The organism is Streptomyces sp. NPDC054047 (assembly GCF_055585065.1).
In genome coordinates, this window is record NZ_JBVJKV010000003.1 from 40,492 (window position 1) to 54,942 (window position 14,451).

The 14,451-nt window shown below is 72.1% G+C and carries 14 protein-coding genes; 3 read left to right on the top strand and 11 right to left on the bottom strand.

Annotation, left to right across the window (positions count from 1 at the left end):
- Positions 1-80: 80 nt before the first annotated feature.
- Complete coding sequence (locus ACZ6ZP_RS11985) at positions 81-1,802, bottom strand: CocE/NonD family hydrolase (RefSeq protein ID WP_469406607.1); 1,722 nt, start codon at positions 1,800-1,802, stop codon at positions 81-83.
- 122 nt (positions 1,803-1,924) lie between these two features.
- Here ACZ6ZP_RS11985 and ACZ6ZP_RS11990 point away from each other — a divergent pair, with 122 nt between their 5' ends.
- Positions 1,925-2,527, top strand: coding sequence for a TetR/AcrR family transcriptional regulator (locus ACZ6ZP_RS11990; RefSeq protein WP_469406609.1), 603 nt, complete (start codon positions 1,925-1,927; stop codon positions 2,525-2,527).
- Positions 2,528-2,800: 273 nt separating this feature from the next.
- A complete protein-coding gene (locus ACZ6ZP_RS11995) occupies positions 2,801-4,267 on the top strand; it encodes an amidase (RefSeq protein ID WP_469406611.1) in 1,467 nt (488 codons plus the stop codon).
- Positions 4,268-4,341: 74 nt separating this feature from the next.
- Here the strand turns inward: ACZ6ZP_RS11995 and ACZ6ZP_RS12000 are convergent, their stop codons facing one another.
- From ACZ6ZP_RS12000 to ACZ6ZP_RS12020, 5 genes are all read right to left on the bottom strand, one after another.
- Positions 4,342-5,430: a serine hydrolase domain-containing protein gene (locus ACZ6ZP_RS12000; RefSeq protein ID WP_469406612.1), complete on the bottom strand. Its 1,089-nt coding sequence runs from the start codon at positions 5,428-5,430 to the stop codon at positions 4,342-4,344.
- Positions 5,427-6,410, bottom strand: a complete 984-nt coding sequence (locus tag ACZ6ZP_RS12005) for a DUF6895 family protein (protein ID WP_469406613.1) — start codon at positions 6,408-6,410, stop codon at positions 5,427-5,429. Before ACZ6ZP_RS12005 ends, ACZ6ZP_RS12000 begins: the two co-directional genes overlap by 4 nt.
- Positions 6,407-7,216, bottom strand: a complete 810-nt coding sequence (locus ACZ6ZP_RS12010; RefSeq protein ID WP_468613432.1) for a hypothetical protein — start codon at positions 7,214-7,216, stop codon at positions 6,407-6,409. The genes ACZ6ZP_RS12005 and ACZ6ZP_RS12010 overlap by 4 nt, the downstream gene beginning before the upstream one ends.
- A complete protein-coding gene (locus ACZ6ZP_RS12015; protein WP_351157796.1) occupies positions 7,213-7,401 on the bottom strand; it encodes a hypothetical protein in 189 nt (62 codons plus the stop codon). Before ACZ6ZP_RS12015 ends, ACZ6ZP_RS12010 begins: the two co-directional genes overlap by 4 nt.
- Before the next feature lie 251 nt (positions 7,402-7,652).
- Positions 7,653-8,015, bottom strand: a complete 363-nt coding sequence (locus ACZ6ZP_RS12020) for a DUF952 domain-containing protein (protein WP_399981616.1) — start codon at positions 8,013-8,015, stop codon at positions 7,653-7,655.
- 324 nt (positions 8,016-8,339) lie between these two features.
- On the opposite strand from ACZ6ZP_RS12020, the gene ACZ6ZP_RS12025 reads away from it, so the two are divergent.
- Positions 8,340-9,026, top strand: coding sequence for a phosphatase PAP2 family protein (locus ACZ6ZP_RS12025; protein ID WP_469406615.1), 687 nt, complete (start codon positions 8,340-8,342; stop codon positions 9,024-9,026).
- 12 nt (positions 9,027-9,038) lie between these two features.
- Here the strand turns inward: ACZ6ZP_RS12025 and ACZ6ZP_RS12030 are convergent, their stop codons facing one another.
- The 5 genes from ACZ6ZP_RS12030 to ACZ6ZP_RS12050 are packed head-to-tail and all read right to left on the bottom strand — an operon-like array spanning position 9,039 to position 14,451.
- Positions 9,039-10,403 carry a glutamate-1-semialdehyde 2,1-aminomutase gene (locus tag ACZ6ZP_RS12030; RefSeq protein WP_469407235.1) on the bottom strand — a complete coding sequence of 455 codons (1,365 nt, stop codon included), beginning with the start codon at positions 10,401-10,403 and terminating at the stop codon, positions 9,039-9,041.
- A 25-nt stretch (positions 10,404-10,428) separates the two neighbouring features.
- The gene (locus tag ACZ6ZP_RS12035; RefSeq protein ID WP_351157790.1) at positions 10,429-10,980 is read right to left on the bottom strand and encodes a dTDP-4-dehydrorhamnose 3,5-epimerase family protein; all 552 of its coding nucleotides are present in this window, start codon (positions 10,978-10,980) and stop codon (positions 10,429-10,431) included.
- Positions 10,977-12,236, bottom strand: a complete 1,260-nt coding sequence (locus ACZ6ZP_RS12040) for a polysaccharide pyruvyl transferase family protein (RefSeq protein ID WP_469406617.1) — start codon at positions 12,234-12,236, stop codon at positions 10,977-10,979. The genes ACZ6ZP_RS12035 and ACZ6ZP_RS12040 overlap by 4 nt, the downstream gene beginning before the upstream one ends.
- Positions 12,233-13,180, bottom strand: coding sequence for a glycosyltransferase family 2 protein (locus ACZ6ZP_RS12045; protein ID WP_469406618.1), 948 nt, complete (start codon positions 13,178-13,180; stop codon positions 12,233-12,235). The genes ACZ6ZP_RS12040 and ACZ6ZP_RS12045 overlap by 4 nt, the downstream gene beginning before the upstream one ends.
- The gene (locus ACZ6ZP_RS12050) at positions 13,177-14,451 is read right to left on the bottom strand and encodes an MATE family efflux transporter (protein ID WP_366463012.1); all 1,275 of its coding nucleotides are present in this window, start codon (positions 14,449-14,451) and stop codon (positions 13,177-13,179) included. Before ACZ6ZP_RS12050 ends, ACZ6ZP_RS12045 begins: the two co-directional genes overlap by 4 nt.

Genomic DNA, 14,451 nt, shown 5'->3' on the forward strand with positions numbered 1-14,451 from the left:
GGTGCGGGTGGTGCGGGTGGTGTGAGTGGCGCGGGTGGTGCCGCTGTGCGTCGGGCCGTGCGGGGGCGACGCGGGGTGGTTCAGGCGCCGGGTGCGGGTGCGGGCGCGGGCGTGGGTGTGGGCATGACCGTGACGGTCAGCCGGGACGGGCAGGCGCCGCCGGTGTGCAGGGTCTGGGTGCTGGGCTTGGCGGTGAGCGCGGTCCAGGGGTTCTCGCCGGTCCCGGGAGCGGGCAGGAACAGGGGGTGGTCGCTGCCGGCCACGAGCAGCGCGAGGCGGTGGCCGGGACGCAGCCGGTAGCCGGTGTGCCCGAGGTCGAGATGGATCTCGTCTGCCGTATCGGCGGCGCGCACCGCCACCTGACCCCGCGCGATCTGGTGCACCCGCCCGTCCGGCCCGAGGTCGACGACCTTGGCGAAGACGTCGAACTCCGGCGCGGTGCCGGTGACATGGAGATCCACGGCGACCGGACCCGCCAGGTCCAGGGGCTCGGTGAGCACGGGCGCCGAGAACACGAGTACGTCGTCTCGGGCGGCGACCGGCGCGAGGTCCGGGTAGCTGTGCAGATAGGCGAAGGAGTCCTCGACCAGGGAGGGCACCGGGGCGTCCGGGTCGTGGGTCCACTGCGTGGCCTGCTCGTGCTCGCCGGGCACGTCGGGTACGTCGGCCAGTAAGGCGCCCGGCAGCGGGCCGGTGGCGCGAGCCAAGTCGGTGAGCCAGTAGGACAGTTCGGTGCTTTCCGGTGGCGGCCAGGCGGAGGAGGTCCGCCAGTCCCCGTGACCGAGTTCCCATGTCACCTTGGACAGCGAGGACACCGGACGTATGCCCTTGAGGAACACGTCGAAGAAGTCGATCGCCGGATTCGCGTAGTCCGGCAGCATCCGGGCGAGGGCGTCCTCATTGGTGTTGTGGTCGTCCTCGTCACGGATCGGCGCCTGCGCGAGACGGTAGTTCTCGTGGTCGACCGCGCCCGCCCACAGGTACTGGACGGCGTCCCAGCCGGGCCGTGAGGCCAGTTCCATGTAGTCCCGCATGTGCGCGGTGACGATGTTGTCGAACCACCCCACGCAGTGCAGCACCGGAACCGGCCGCGCGTCGAAGGGGTGCAGCCCCGGCTGCGTCGACAGACCCGTCTGCCGGGGCGCCAGCAGATCGAACCACAGGGAACGGGCGCCGATGGCGCGGAACGCCTCCTCGTACTGCTCGATGACGGGCCGTGCGGAGCGGTCGATCCGGTACTCGTACGAGTCGTTGTCCACCCAGTGGTGGGCGAAGTACTCGACGCCCTCCAGCCACACCGGCACGTTCTGCCCCGCGGGCTGCCAGATCGTGGTGAAGTCCGCCGCGGTCACGCGCGGCACGATCGCCCGCAGCGCCGGGTGCTGGGCGGCGACGGCGGCCCACTGGGTGAACCCGTAGTAGGAGTCGCCGAACATGCCCACCCGGCCGTCCGACCAGGCCTGGTTGACGATCCAGTCGATGGCTTCGTAGCCGTCCTGCGACTCCCGCAGGAAGGGCAATGTGCTGCCGCCCGAGCGGAATTTTCCGCGTACGTCCTGCACCACCACGGCGTAGCCGCGGGCGGTGAACAGGCGCGCGATGCGGTCGAAGTACACGTAGCGGCTGTTCTTGTCGTAGGGCAGGCGCACGAGCACCGCCGGGAACGCCGTGTCGTCGCCCTGCCGGTGTGCGGGGAGGTAGACATCGGTGGCCAGTCGTACGCCGTCGCGCATGCGGGCCATGTACTGCCGGGCGTTCTCGGCGAGGGGCGCCGCGCCGATCCGCTCGAAGGTGAAAGGCATGGGCGTCTCCAGCCGGACGAGATGCGAGGACGAGGAGATACAACAGCGTTGTGTAACGCTGTTGTATGACAACATTGCAGCAGTACGCCACCGCGTCAACACTCCGTATTGAGGTCGATGACATGCCGATCGAGGTAGACACAGCCCAGCGGCTCGACGAGATCGCCGCCGCCACCATCCGGGTGGCCCGCGAGCGCGGCGTGCGCGCCGTGACCATCCGCGCAGTCGCCGAGCAGCTCGGCGGCTCGACGGCCATGGTCACCAACTACGTCCCGAGCCGCTCCGACCTGATGGTCAACGCGATGCGGCACGCGGATGAGGAGTGGGGGCGCGAGTTGGAGGGAGTCCTGGAGGGCACTCAAGGGGCGGAGCGCCTCGCGGCGTTCGCGCGCTGGATGTGCACCACCGCGGACGACGACGAGGTGATGCGCAGGCTTCTGATGGAGATTGTCGGGGCCGGGGCCGGGGCCGGTGTCGGGCGTGAAGTCGATCGGGTGCGGACGGTGGCGCGCGCCCAGCGGGACGAGCTGGAGGAGGTGACCGTCGCGGCGGGCACTCCCGCCCCCGAGTTGGCGGCGGACATCCTGCATCTGCTGTTCCGTGGGTACTGGCTGTCCACGCTGGAGGATCCCGAGGGGTGGTCGGACGAGCGCGGAACGCGGGCTGTTCTGGCGGCGGTTGAGCTGCTTCAGGGCGGGGCGCCAAAGGGTGCTGCCGGGGAGTGAGATCGGGGCGGAGGTCGGGTGTGAGGTCAGAGGCGAAGCCAGGGGTGAAGTCAGAGGTGAAGCCAGGGGTGAGGCTGGCGGTCAGGTCGTGCGGGTCTTGACAAGCCGGGTGGTGGACATGAATCTGAGCTCCAGCAAAAACAGCGTTGTATGACGCTGTTTGATTTCTGAGCAGAGCATCTGAGCGGAGCATCAGTACTCCGCCGCGCTAGCCGCACGGCCGGGCCGACTCCCGGGTGCGGGCGCCCCCTTCTTCAGAGGCGAGAGGCGATCATGGAAACCCGGAGTCCGGCTGCCGAGCTGTGGCAGCGCACCGCCACCGACCTGGCCGATGCCATCCGCAGACGCGAGATCTCGTCCGCCGAGGTCGTGCGGTCCTGCCTGGCACGCATCGAGGAGACCAACCCACGCCTCGGGGCGCTGGTCGACATCCGCCCCGACGAGGCGCTGGCCGATGCGCGCCGCGCCGACCGGGCCGTCGCCGCGGGCGACGAACTCGGCCCGCTGCACGGTGTACCGGTGTCCACCAAGATCAATACGGATCAGCGGGGCTATGCCACCAGCCACGGCGTGGCCGCCCTCGCCGGGCGCCCCGCGGAAGGGGACGCGGCCTGCGTCACGGCCCTGAGGCACTCCGGCGCCGTCCTCCTCGGCCGGAGCAACGCCCCCGCCTTCTCCTACCGTTGGTTCTCCACCAACGCCCTGCACGGCCGCACCCTCAACCCCTGGGACACCGGCCGCACCCCCGGCGGCTCCAGCGGTGGCGCCTCCAGCAGCCTCGCCGCCGGGATGACACCGATCGCACAGGGCAACGACATCGGCGGTTCGATCCGCTACCCGGCAGCCTGCTGCGGGGTGGTCGGCATCCGCCCCACCGTCGGCCGGGTCTCCAACTGGACGCCGCCGGCCTACGCCGACACCCCCGCGGGCAGGAAACAGATCGACTTCCCGCCCACCGTGCAGGCGTGTGCCGTCGAGGGGCCGTTGGCCAGGACGGTGGCCGACGCCCGCCTCGCGCTGAACGTCATGACCACCCCTGACCTGCGCGATCCGTACGGCATCCCAGCCGCGCCCGGCCGTCTTGCGGACGGCGTGAAGGCCAAGGTCACGGTGGTGCGCGGCATCGGCACGGTCAAGAACCACCCGGGTGTCGACCTGGCCGTCTCCAGCGCCGTCGCACGGCTCGTCGACGCCGGGCACGAGGTCGAGGAACTCGACGACCTGCCGCTGCTCGCCGAGGCCGCGCGCATCTGGGCCCTGCTGATCTACGAGGACTTCCGCCCGATGCTCCCGCTGGTGAACGAGGTCGGCGACGACGACATCCGTGCCTCCCTGAAGTACTCCTTCGGCGCGGCGGCGGGCATCTGGGGCGAAGGCCCGTCGCTGGAGACGTACATCCAGGGCTGGGCGCGCCGCGCCTCCCTCATCACTCAGCTCCAACACCTCCTGGGCATCCACCGGATCCTGCTCACGCCCGTCAGCGCGGAGCTGCCGTTCGAGCAGGACGCGGACATCGCGAGCCCCGAGCGCGCCGCCGAACTGGTCGCCGCCATGTGGCCGATGACGGCGGTGCCGGTCCTGGGCTTCCCCGCCATCACGGTGCCGTCGATGCTCAGCGAGGGCCTGCCGGTCAGCGTCCAGCTCATCGGCGGACGCTACGCGGAGGAGCGGATCCTCGACGCGGCACAGGCGATAGAGGACCGCACTCCGCGGTTCCTGCCGCCTCTCCTGGGCGGCTAGGGGGTGGGCGGCCGGGTGTGCTCGGGGCTGTCCGGCTGCTGCCTCGACGCCTCTGGAATGCCTCTGCGCATCCTCTACCTGATTCCGCGGGAAGCCTCCGGATCGGTTTCCCGTGCGGTTTCCTGTGCCAGTGAGCGCAGTGCGTCGTATGCGCGCTGGATGAACCTGCCGTTCAGGGTCGGGGCGGCGTTGGTGAGGGCGACGAGGGCGACGCCCGTCTGCGGGCTGAAGCCGGCGAAGGACGTGAATCCGCGGGTGGCGCCGGAGTGGTGGTGGAGATCGTGGCCGGGGCGCGGCTGGATGTTCCAGATCAGTGCGAGGCGCCGGGTTCCGCGCGGCGCGACGAGCCGGGCGCGGATGACGTCGAAGAGCCCGGCCCGCAGGGACGGTCGCGCCGCGGCGGCCGGGTCGATCAGGGCGTCGAGCAGCCGGAGCATGTCCCGCCCGCTGGAGCGCGCGGCCCCGGCCGCGGGCAGGCCGGGGATCTGCCAGGCGGGGCGGGGGCGGCCGTGCCAGTGGCCGGTGGCCTGGGGGAGGTCGGCGCGACAGTCCGTGTGGTGCAGGCCGAGCGGGTGCAACACCCGTGCGGCGAGGAGGTCTTCGTAGCCGCACGTCTCGTGGGCGTCGTCGTGGGCATCGACGGCGTGGACCAACAGGTGTCCGAGCAGGCCGACGCCGAAGTTGGAGTAGGCCAGGCGTGAGCCGGGCTCGAAGCGCGGCCGGGTGCGTCCTACGGCGCGCAGCAGGTCGTGGTGCGAGAACCCGGCATAGGGGTTGGTCAGCAACCGGGCGGGACCGGCGGTCAGCAGCCCCGGCGGCAGCCGGGGGAGCCCCGACGTGTGGGTGGCCAGGTGCAGCAGGGTCATGGCCGCACCGCGGGGACGCGGCGTGGCTGCGGGCGGCAGGAACCGGGAGACGGGATCGTCGTGGGAGACCTCGCCCCGTGCGACCAGTTCCGCGAACAGAAGGGCCGTCAGAACCTTCGTGAGGGAGCCGATTTCGAAGCGGGTGTCGGCGTCGACCGGTTCGCCCCCGTGGTGCGCGCTGCGCCCTTCGGCGATGAACACCCGCTCGGCACCGCGCCGCAGGGCGATGACGGTGCCACTGGCGCCGGTCGGGGCGTCAAGCAGCGGACCGGCCGCCTCGGCCGCCCACCGCGTCATGGGCGGGCCGAGGTGCCGTCGGGATCATCGGGCGAGCCGGGAGGTTCGGGGAAGGCGGGGGAGTCGCGGTCGAGGATGCGTGAGACCGCCAGCGTCCCCGCGATCGCGGCGACGACCGCGGTGTGCTGCTGGTCCGCGAACCGCGTGTCGAGGTCGGCGGAGACCTCGGCCGTGTCCCGTGGCACCAGACCGTCCTCGTGCTGGATGCCGGCCATGAGCTCCCAGGCTCCCGGATCGAGGTAGGGCTCCTTCAGGCAACTGCCGACGATCATCAGCTCGCCTACCAGGTCCCACTCCCCGACCTCGGCCCAGATGTCGATCCAGGCGGGCAGCCACGCGGCGAGATAGTCGCCGATGTCGTCGGGAAGGCCCTGCGGCAGACGGCCCCAGTCGGTCACATGGAAGACCGTGTGCGTCATGTTGTAGCCGGTGATCCAGTCGATGAGCCAGGGCTCGGGAGTGTTCCCGAGCCAGGTGGCGCGGATCAACTCTTCCCAGGAGCCCGTCCGGCCGCCGCTGTCGAGGCCGGTCACGCGGGTCGCGTTGGCGACGGCGAGGGCGCGGTTGGGCTGGTGCTCCACGCTGCGTACCGACCTCAACCCCGTGACGTGCCCCAGCAGTTGCTGCATGGGCTCGTGGCGGTAGCCGCCGCGGGCGAGGTGCGCGTACGTCTCCAGGGAGTCCGTCATGAGCGGGTAGCGGAGCAGGCGCGCGTAGAGCAGATCGCCCTCGCCGAACTGTCCCCAGGCGTGGTCGATCATGTCGCGGGCCAGCCGCAGCCCGTTCGCGCCGGACACGGACTCGCGCAGCACCAGGGAGGAGGCGAGGGCCAGTTCGCCGAGCGCCTTGTAGGCGCCCGGAGGGTCGGAGACATCGGTGCCCGCGCCTTTCGGCAGGGCGCCGCGGTGGTGGTGTTCGTGCAGCCAGCCCAGTGCCTTCGCGCTCACCTGGTGGGCGGTCGTCGCCGCCGACGCCGTCATGGGTGCTCCAGTCCGAGTAGTTTGCCGGCGATCGCGGTGTCGAGGGCGAGCCGGGGTCCGTTGCCGAGCACCCGCAGGTGCGCGACGAGCGGGACGGGGTCGAGCGGCAGTGCCACGCCCTCGTGCTCGAGCAGGGCGAGCCAGCGGGCGATCCGGGCCGCCGTGGGGTAGTCGCGGCGCAGCAGCGACCGCGTGGCGCCCCGGGCGAGGGCCAGCGGCGCACCGCGGGCCGCGGTGTGGACCGGTCCGTCGAGTCCGGGGAGGGCCAGCGAGGACAACTGTCCCATCCGCACCGACCATTCGGCCCAACCGAGATCACGCGTCGTATCGGGCGACGGAGCTTCGGCCGGGCGGATCGGGGCGGAGATCCCTGCCCGCGCCGCCAGGAGGGGCGCCTCGGTCGGCTGCGCCGCATACGGAGAGGGCGCCCTCGCCGCCTCGCCCTCCGCCGCGAACCGTGCAAGCATCGATGCGGTGGCCCAGTCCCGCCATGCCATCACCCATGGTTCGGCGGGCCCGGCGGGCGGCGACTGCGGAACGCTCTGCGGGGGCGGGAAGACGCTGAAGGACCGCGCCACAGCCTCTGCGTCCAGTGGGTGCAGGGCCACGCCGGTCAGCAGGTGAGGGGCGAAGGTGTCCGCGCCGACGACCCGGACCGCGGCAAGTGCCGCGGCGCCGTCCTCGGCGCCTTCCACGTGCGCGGCGACCATGGCCGCGCCCCCGGCGCCCCGCAGGGCGTCGAGGGCACGGCGAGCAAGGTCGGCAGCGGAGTCGGCGTACGCCGTCCGGGACCGATCGGAGCTCACTTGTCCTTCGGCTCCTTCGGCTGCGACGGGGAGAGAAGCAGCCCGAGCAGGAGGAGACCGGCGCCGCCGGCCTGCGGTGAGTAGACGGGGGCGTCACTCACGGCTGTCTCCGGCTCCACCATCGCGGCGCCGAGCGCCACGGGGTCGGGGCTGAGAAGGGGTGAGTGCACAGTCTGAGCAAGCATGGGTGCCTCCTAATGGATGTCACGACCATCTCGGTGATGCTCAACCCCCCTTAGGCTACATCGAAATTGGGCGATTAGCGTCTTATGTCACGCTACGTGGCTTTATGTCTAATTCAATAGTGAACGACCCTCTACGCCCTGGGGGTACTTCACCCGGCTACACCCCAGGGGTACTTCGGCCGGCGGAGCCGGCGTGCCACGCCCCGACGTCAACACCGCTGCCCTCGCGGGCAGTTGGGCGCGTCCCAAGCTCACGTCCGGGGGACGAGGCGGGTCGCCCGTCCCTCCTGGTCCCGCTCGATCTCCAGCAGCCCCTCGACCGCGGTGCGGTCGATCGGTCCGAACACGTGCGGAAACAAGGTGCCGCCCGGAACCCCCGGCGGCGGGGTGGGATCCGCGGCCTCCCACCGCACCGTCGCGCCGAGCTTGTGCTCGTCGACTTGCAGCAGCATGAGCGGCCCGGCGGCGTCCTTGTGGAACGCGGTAGCGACCGCCAGGGAGGTCTCCTCATCAGGAGAACAGTGGACGAAACCCTCGTCCGCGAGAGAGGCGGGCGCGTAAGGCCCGTCGGAATCGGCGAGCCAGTCGCCGAGCGTCACCACGTGGTAGATCATCGTTCGGTTATAGCGGGCGACGGCGCAGACCGCGCGGTACCCACGGCTTTGTCAGCGGCCGTGCGACGGATCGAGGCTCTCAGGCGGGAGGCCTGCCTCGACTTGAGCCCCGGGGCCGAAAGGCTTGGGTGATCACCGGGCTTACAAGAGGGCCCCGCACGGCCCCTTTCGGTTGGTTAGGGTGGGAAACACCGCCAGCCGCGCAGCGAGCCTGGAGCAGGGGAAACAGGAAGGCGCTGATGCATGGCTGGCCACCGGTCGGATGACGGGGCGCGTCCTCGCCCTGGCTCGGGAAGTCGGGATGCGGAGCGCCGTCTGCCGGTCGTGGATCGCTATCGCCGGTCCACCGGCCGCGGTCGGTCGGCGACCGCCGTGCTGCCCCCGGTGCTGCGGGCCCCGCTCGGGCTGGTCGCTGTCCTCGCCGCGTTGGTGGTTGTCGTGATCGGGGTTCTGTACGCGGGGCACAGTGAGCCCGGCACGGTGGACCGGTGGTTCGTCCAGCCGACGGCGGACAGCGTGCGGGCGCCGTGGCGGGGCGTCGCGCTGGCCACGGACTTCCTGGCGGAGCCCGCAGGGGCGGCGACGCTGATCGTCCTCGCCGTGGCGGGCTGTCTGCTGCTTCGGCGTCCTCGGGCGGCGGTGCTCGTCGTGGTCGGCGTCTGCGTGACCGTGGGGACGACGACGCTGCTCAAGTCCCTTGTGGGACGCACCATCCACGGCGAAGGCAACCTGTCCTACCCGAGCGGGCACACCGCCTTTCTCACCGCGCTCGCCCTCATGGCGGCGCTGTTCCTGGCGAGGCGGCGCGACCTCGGCAGGGCGGCCGGCACGTCACTTGTGCTCGCCGCGGCGCTGGTCGCCGGTGCCGTCATGGGGTGGGCGCAGGTCGCCCTGGGCGCGCACTACCCCACCGACGTCCTGGGCGGCTGGTGCACCGCCCTTGCGGTGGTCCCGGTGACCGCCTGGCTGGTCGACCGGGCGGCCAACGCCGCCCGGCGGGACCATCCCTGACGTCACGTCACGTCACGCCAGGCGGCGGAACACCGGCTTCACCGGTCGCCCCGCCAGCCAAGGAGTGGGATCACCGGCGTCCAGCGCCTTCCGGTACACCGCACATGCCTGGGCCACCACTTCGACGGTGCGGTCGATGTCGGTGTCGTCGAGCGCGCTGCTCACCACGAACGAGGGCGCCAGGACCCCGCCCGCGAGCAACTGGCGCAGGAACAGCGTGCGGTACGGCTGAGACGGCTGCCGCCTCTCGTCGAGCGTGCCGAAGACCAGGTTGCTGGCCCGGCCCCGGACGACGACGTGGTCGGCCACGCCCATACTGGCCGCGGCGTCGCGGACACCGGCGGCCAACCGCTCGCCGAGAGCGTGCAGTCGTGCGGTCACGCCTTCCTCGACGTACGTGGTCTGCACGGCCATCGCTGCGGCCAGCGAATGCGTCTCCGCGCCGTGCGTGGTGGACAGCAGGAACACCCGGTCGCCGGAGTGCCGCAGCCCGCCCCACTCCATCAGATCGCGGCGCCCGGCCAGCGCCGAGACGGCGAATCCGTTGCCCAGCGCCTTGCCGAAGGTGGAGAGGTCGGGGACGACGCCGTACAGGCCCTGGGCGCCCGCCTCTGACCAGCGCAGACCGGTGATCATCTCGTCGAAGATCAGTACGCATCCGTGCCGGTCGGCGAGGTCGCGCAGGCCCGCGAGGTACCCGGGAGCGGGGTCTTCCCTGCTCGAACGGAGTTGAGGGCTTGGGGAAGGCTCGGTGTGGCCTGTGGGTTCCAGGATCAGGCAGGCGATCTCCCCTTGGTACCGGGTCAGGAGCTCCTCCGTCGCGGCCAGGTCCCCGTAGGGGAACGCCACGGTGAGCTCGGTGGTCGCCGCCGGGATTCCGGCGGACATCGGTGTCGTCCCGATGAACCAGTCGTCCACGGAGAAGAACGGATGGTCGCCGCAGACGGCCACCCGCGCACGCCCGGTGACGGCGCGGGCCAGGCGCACCGCGGCGGTGGTGACGTCGGAGCCGTTCTTCGCGAACTTCACCATCTCCGCGGTCGGCACCGTGGCCAGGAAGCGTTCCGCGGCCTGGACCTCCACGATGGACGGCCGGACGAAGTTGCTGCCGCGGTCCAGTTCCCGCCGCGCCGCCTCGGTCACACGGGGGTGGACGTGGCCCAGGCTCACCGACCGCAGGCCGGACCCGTACTCGATGTAGCGGTTGCCGTCGACGTCCCACACATGGGCTCCGCGGCCGTGGCTGATGACCGGGGCCAGGTCCTCGGGGTACTGGTCGTCGCCCTTGGCGTACGTGTGCGCGCCCCCGGGGATCATCGCGTGCAGCCGCTCGTTCGCCTGCCGGGACCGGGGCAGGCGGAACTCCTCGGTGTCCACGGTGTTCGCAGTGTCCACGGCGGCTTCAGCTCTCTTTCTGCTTCAGGGCCTCGGCGAGGCTCGGCGCCTCCCGGTCCCGCTGGGACATCGATGTGACCGGCAGCGGCCACGCGATGGCGAGCTCCGGGTCGTCGTGGGCGATCGTCACGTCCTCGGCCGGATCGTGCGGGCGGTCGATGCGGTACGAGGTGTCGGCGGTCCCGGTCAGCGCCTGGAAACCGTGCGCGCATCCCGCCGGGATGTACAGGGTCACCTGCGTCTCGCCGGACAGCTCGAAGGTGGCCACGTTGCGGTACGTCGGTGAGCCGGGCCGCAGGTCCACGACGACGTCGAAGATCTTCCCGGACGAGCACCGCACCAGCTTGGCCTCGCCTGCTCCGGAGCGCAGGTGCAGTCCGCGCAGCACTCCCTGGACCGAGCGGGAGAGGCTGTCCTGGATGAAGGTGTCCGGGTCGAGGCCCACCGAGCGGACCACGTCGGCGTCGAAGGTGCGGCAGAAGAAGCCGCGTTCGTCGGCGTGCGGTGTCGGCTCGAACAGGTACGCGCCGTCGATCTCCGGGACTTCGGTCGCTTTCATGGGGCCTTCCGCGAGGTGGGGGCGTGGTGGGGGTCGAGGTCGTGGCCGGTCGGCGGGAACAGGGCCGCGGTCAAGGCGGTGAACTGGTGCTGGAGTTGCCGGGTGGCGTCCCGGTTCCGCTCGGCGAGCGTCCGCCGTACCTCCACCGCGTGCTTCTCCAGCGCCCGGAACTGTTCGAGCAGCCGGTCGGCGTCGACCTCACGGGCCGGGTGGCAGTACGCGCCGAGGCCCATCCGCTCCATGAGCGCGTCGCTCTTGGCCGCGTAGCTGAGGGCGAGCGTCGGCGTGCCGACCTTCAGCGCGCAGATCAGGTTGTGGAACCGGGTGGCCACCACGGTGTCGGCGGCCGCCGTCTCCTTCATCAGGTCGGCGAGCGAGGCCGCCTCGGAGGAGGTGACCAGTGGTGAGTCCACCGCGTCGAGGATCGCGGCCACCACCGACGCGTCGCATGCGTCGCCGGTGAGCAGCCGGACCGCCCTGCCCTCCTCGACAAGCGTACGGACGAACCGAGTCGTGCCGTCGAGGTAGCGCCGGTGGATCTCCCCGGCCCGGGCGCGGTCGTCGTTGCCGCCGTGGAAGTCCATGACGCCGACGCAGACCGGGCCCGTCGGGGCAGTGGGATCCGAGGGCGCGCTCGCCGGCGGGGTCGGCAAGGCGAAGGCGAGGTCCGGGTAGACCTCGTCACGGGCGGTGTCCACACCCATCGCCCGCATCGCGTCGCGGGACAGCACGTCCCGGTACGAGCGGTAGGCGGCCAGCCGCGCCGACCAGCGCACCAGGGCCCTGGTCGGCCGGTCGGCGATCTCGGCGGCGCCGACGCTGACCAGCGCGACCCGAGTGCCGAACAGCCGGCCGGACGCGCAGAGCAGGAACAGCGAGTACGGGAAGCCCCACGGCCGCAGCGGCAGCGTCGCCTCCAGGACGCCCATGCCCGGCACGATCACCACGTCGTGCCGGCGCACCCAGGCGGCGGTGCGGACGACGTCGACGAGTTTGCCCAGACCCTTGCCCGCGATCGCGCCCGCCCGCGACGCGGTCCGGTACTCCCCGCGGTACCAGTGCAGCCGCGTCGCGGGAATCCGGTAGCGGGCCGTGACGACCTCGGGGCCGCCGCACAGAGCGTCCACGGCCGCCTCCGGGTGCTCGGCGCGGAGGTGGCCGAGCACGGCCTCCAGCGATCCGTCGTTGCCGAGGTTGCCGGAGCCGAGCAGGCCGAACACCCCCACGCGCACCGGAGTCCGGCCCCCGGACGTCATGCCTGCCTCCCCTCGCGTCCGGCGACGAGGGCGTCGACGGAGACCGGATGCAGGGCCGCGTCGACCGGGGCGCGGTCCTCGACCCGCTCGCCGGAGCCCGGCCGGACCCGGCTGGTCATCCAGGTGGCCAGGTGGCGGTAGCACGCGCTCCGGTCGGCGGAGGACAACGGCGCCCGCCGGATCGCCGAGGCGAACCCCGCGACGTACTCGGCGAGCAGCCGGGGCGTCGGGTGCAGCGGGCCCGCCCGGCGCGGGTCCAGGTTGACGCACCGGGAGCGCATGGAGGGGTTCACCCGCTCGGCGCGGGTGGGGTGGTCGCGGCGGAAGTACAGCAGCTCCGGCACCTGGTGGAAGGGCCCGTGCAGGGTGATCTCGGCGACGAACGTGCGGTCCGCGTGGTGGTAGCTGTCGTGCGGCTTCACCCGGCGCAGCACGTCGGCCCGCATCACCCCGTAGAAGTCGTCGCCGCCGGGCTCGAAGAGCAGACTGCGGAAGCGCTCGGGCGCGCGCGGCGAGTCGGTGGCGAGCCCGTACTCGTAGGGGACCTTCACCTTGCCGTCCTCGTCGATGACCGCCTGGTCGCTGTGCGCGAGGATGACGTGGGGCCGCTCGTCCAGGGCGTCCACGCAGCGCCGCAGCAGGTCCCGGGCGTACAGGTCGTCGTGCGAGGCCCACTTGAACAGCTCGCCGCGGCACTCGGTGAACACGTAGTTGTGATTGGGCGCGGCGCCGATGTTGCGGGTCAGCCGGATGTACCGGATGCGTGAGTCCTTCGCCGCGTACCGGCGGCAGATGTCCTGGGTCCCGTCGGCCGACGCGTTGTCGGAGATGACCAGTTCGAAGTCCTCGTAGGTCTGGCCGAGCAGGGCGTCGAGCGCCTCCGCGAGGTACTCCTCGCCGTTGTACACGGGCAGGCCGATGCTCAGCCGGGGTTGGGCGGTCATGACGTCCTCACTTCGGGAAGGGTGTTCTGGTGGCGCTCGTGCAGGGCGGACCGCAGCTGTAGCCACCACACGGCCGAGCCGCAGACGGTCGCGGCGGCGACGCCCCAGGCCGAGCCGACCGTGCCGGCCACGGCGGCTCCGCCGAGTCCGCCGCCGACGTAGCAGGCGGAGGCGAACAGTTGGCAGCGCAGGCTGCGCCGGGCCGCCGCGAGCGCGCGTAGCCCGGCCGCCGCGCCGGTACCGAGACCGGCGCCCGCGACGCCGAGCGCGGCCGGCACGATGAGCTCCGACGCGGAGTGCCAGACGTCGCCGAGCACGAGCTCGCCGGCGCGGTCCGGCATGAGGAGCAGCGCCGCGCCCCACAGCAGCGCGGCGGCGGCCTGCCCGCCGCCGAGGAAGAGGCAGAACCTGCCAAGGCGGTGCGGGGCCTTGCGCAGCACCCGGGCCGCCTCGGCGACGGTGACCAGCGACAACCCCATCAGCAGCGCGAGGAACGGGCCGAGCAGGAGCTCGGCGCCCCGGACCGCGCCCACCGCGCCGACCCCGACGATCACGCCGAGTCCGTAGGCCCGCAGTTGGCTCGCGCCGCTGACGCTGACGTTCTCGACCAGATAGCGGTAGCCGAGGTCGCGCTGCTCGCGCAGCCATCCGCGCGCCTCGGTCAGCCGGGGCCGGATGCCGGACTGGAGGCAGCCGTACACCGCGGCCACCGCGGCGGACGCGCCCCAGGCGAGCACGAAGGCGGCCACGCTGCCCACCTGGGCCGCCACGACCATGGCCGGGACGAGCGCGATGCCCCACACCAGGTCGTTGGCGAACGCCTTCTGGCCGGTGCCGGCGGCGAAGAACGCGAACCGCCAGGCGTCCTGAAGCAGCAGCGCGGGCAGCACGACGCCGAGGCTGACGAACGCGGGCCCCACCCGACCGCCGAGGCCGAGCCCGACCAGCAGACACGCCGCGCCGAGGACGACACCGACGGCGAGCGCCGCCCCCGACGCCCGGGTCGCCGCGGTGCGCCAGGACGCGGCCGGCACGCCGCTGAAGCGCACCACGAGCGGGTCGGTGGCCAGACCACGGGCGACGTTGAGCACCACGCCGTAGGTCAGCCAGGCCAGGCTGAACACGCCGAACGCGGCCAGGCCCAGCGAGCGTGCCACGTAGATGCCCACCGCGAAGTTGGTCATGCTGGAGGCCGCCTGGTCGGCGAGGCCCCAGGACAGCCGGCCGACCATGGCCCGCTTGGCGGTCCGCTTCTTCCCCTCGGCGGTCAT

Excerpts from the sequence above, each read along its gene's own strand:
- ACZ6ZP_RS11995 (WP_469406611.1), top strand. The coding sequence starts at position 2,801 with ATGGAAACCCGGAGTCCGGCTGCCGAGCTGTGGCAGCGCACCGCCACC.
- ACZ6ZP_RS12040 (WP_469406617.1), bottom strand. The coding sequence starts at position 12,236 with ATGACGTCCGGGGGCCGGACTCCGGTGCGCGTGGGGGTGTTCGGCCTG.
- ACZ6ZP_RS12050 (WP_366463012.1), bottom strand. The coding sequence starts at position 14,451 with ATGACCGCCGAGGGGAAGAAGCGGACCGCCAAGCGGGCCATGGTCGGC.
- ACZ6ZP_RS11985 (WP_469406607.1), bottom strand. The coding sequence starts at position 1,802 with ATGCCTTTCACCTTCGAGCGGATCGGCGCGGCGCCCCTCGCCGAGAAC.
- ACZ6ZP_RS12020 (WP_399981616.1), bottom strand. The coding sequence starts at position 8,015 with ATGATCTACCACGTGGTGACGCTCGGCGACTGGCTCGCCGATTCCGAC.
- ACZ6ZP_RS12045 (WP_469406618.1), bottom strand. The coding sequence starts at position 13,180 with ATGACCGCCCAACCCCGGCTGAGCATCGGCCTGCCCGTGTACAACGGC.
- ACZ6ZP_RS12000 (WP_469406612.1), bottom strand. The coding sequence starts at position 5,430 with ATGACGCGGTGGGCGGCCGAGGCGGCCGGTCCGCTGCTTGACGCCCCG.
- ACZ6ZP_RS12035 (WP_351157790.1), bottom strand. The coding sequence starts at position 10,980 with ATGAAAGCGACCGAAGTCCCGGAGATCGACGGCGCGTACCTGTTCGAG.
- ACZ6ZP_RS12015 (WP_351157796.1), bottom strand. The coding sequence starts at position 7,401 with ATGCTTGCTCAGACTGTGCACTCACCCCTTCTCAGCCCCGACCCCGTG.
- ACZ6ZP_RS12005 (WP_469406613.1), bottom strand. The coding sequence starts at position 6,410 with ATGACGGCGTCGGCGGCGACGACCGCCCACCAGGTGAGCGCGAAGGCA.
- ACZ6ZP_RS11990 (WP_469406609.1), top strand. The coding sequence starts at position 1,925 with ATGCCGATCGAGGTAGACACAGCCCAGCGGCTCGACGAGATCGCCGCC.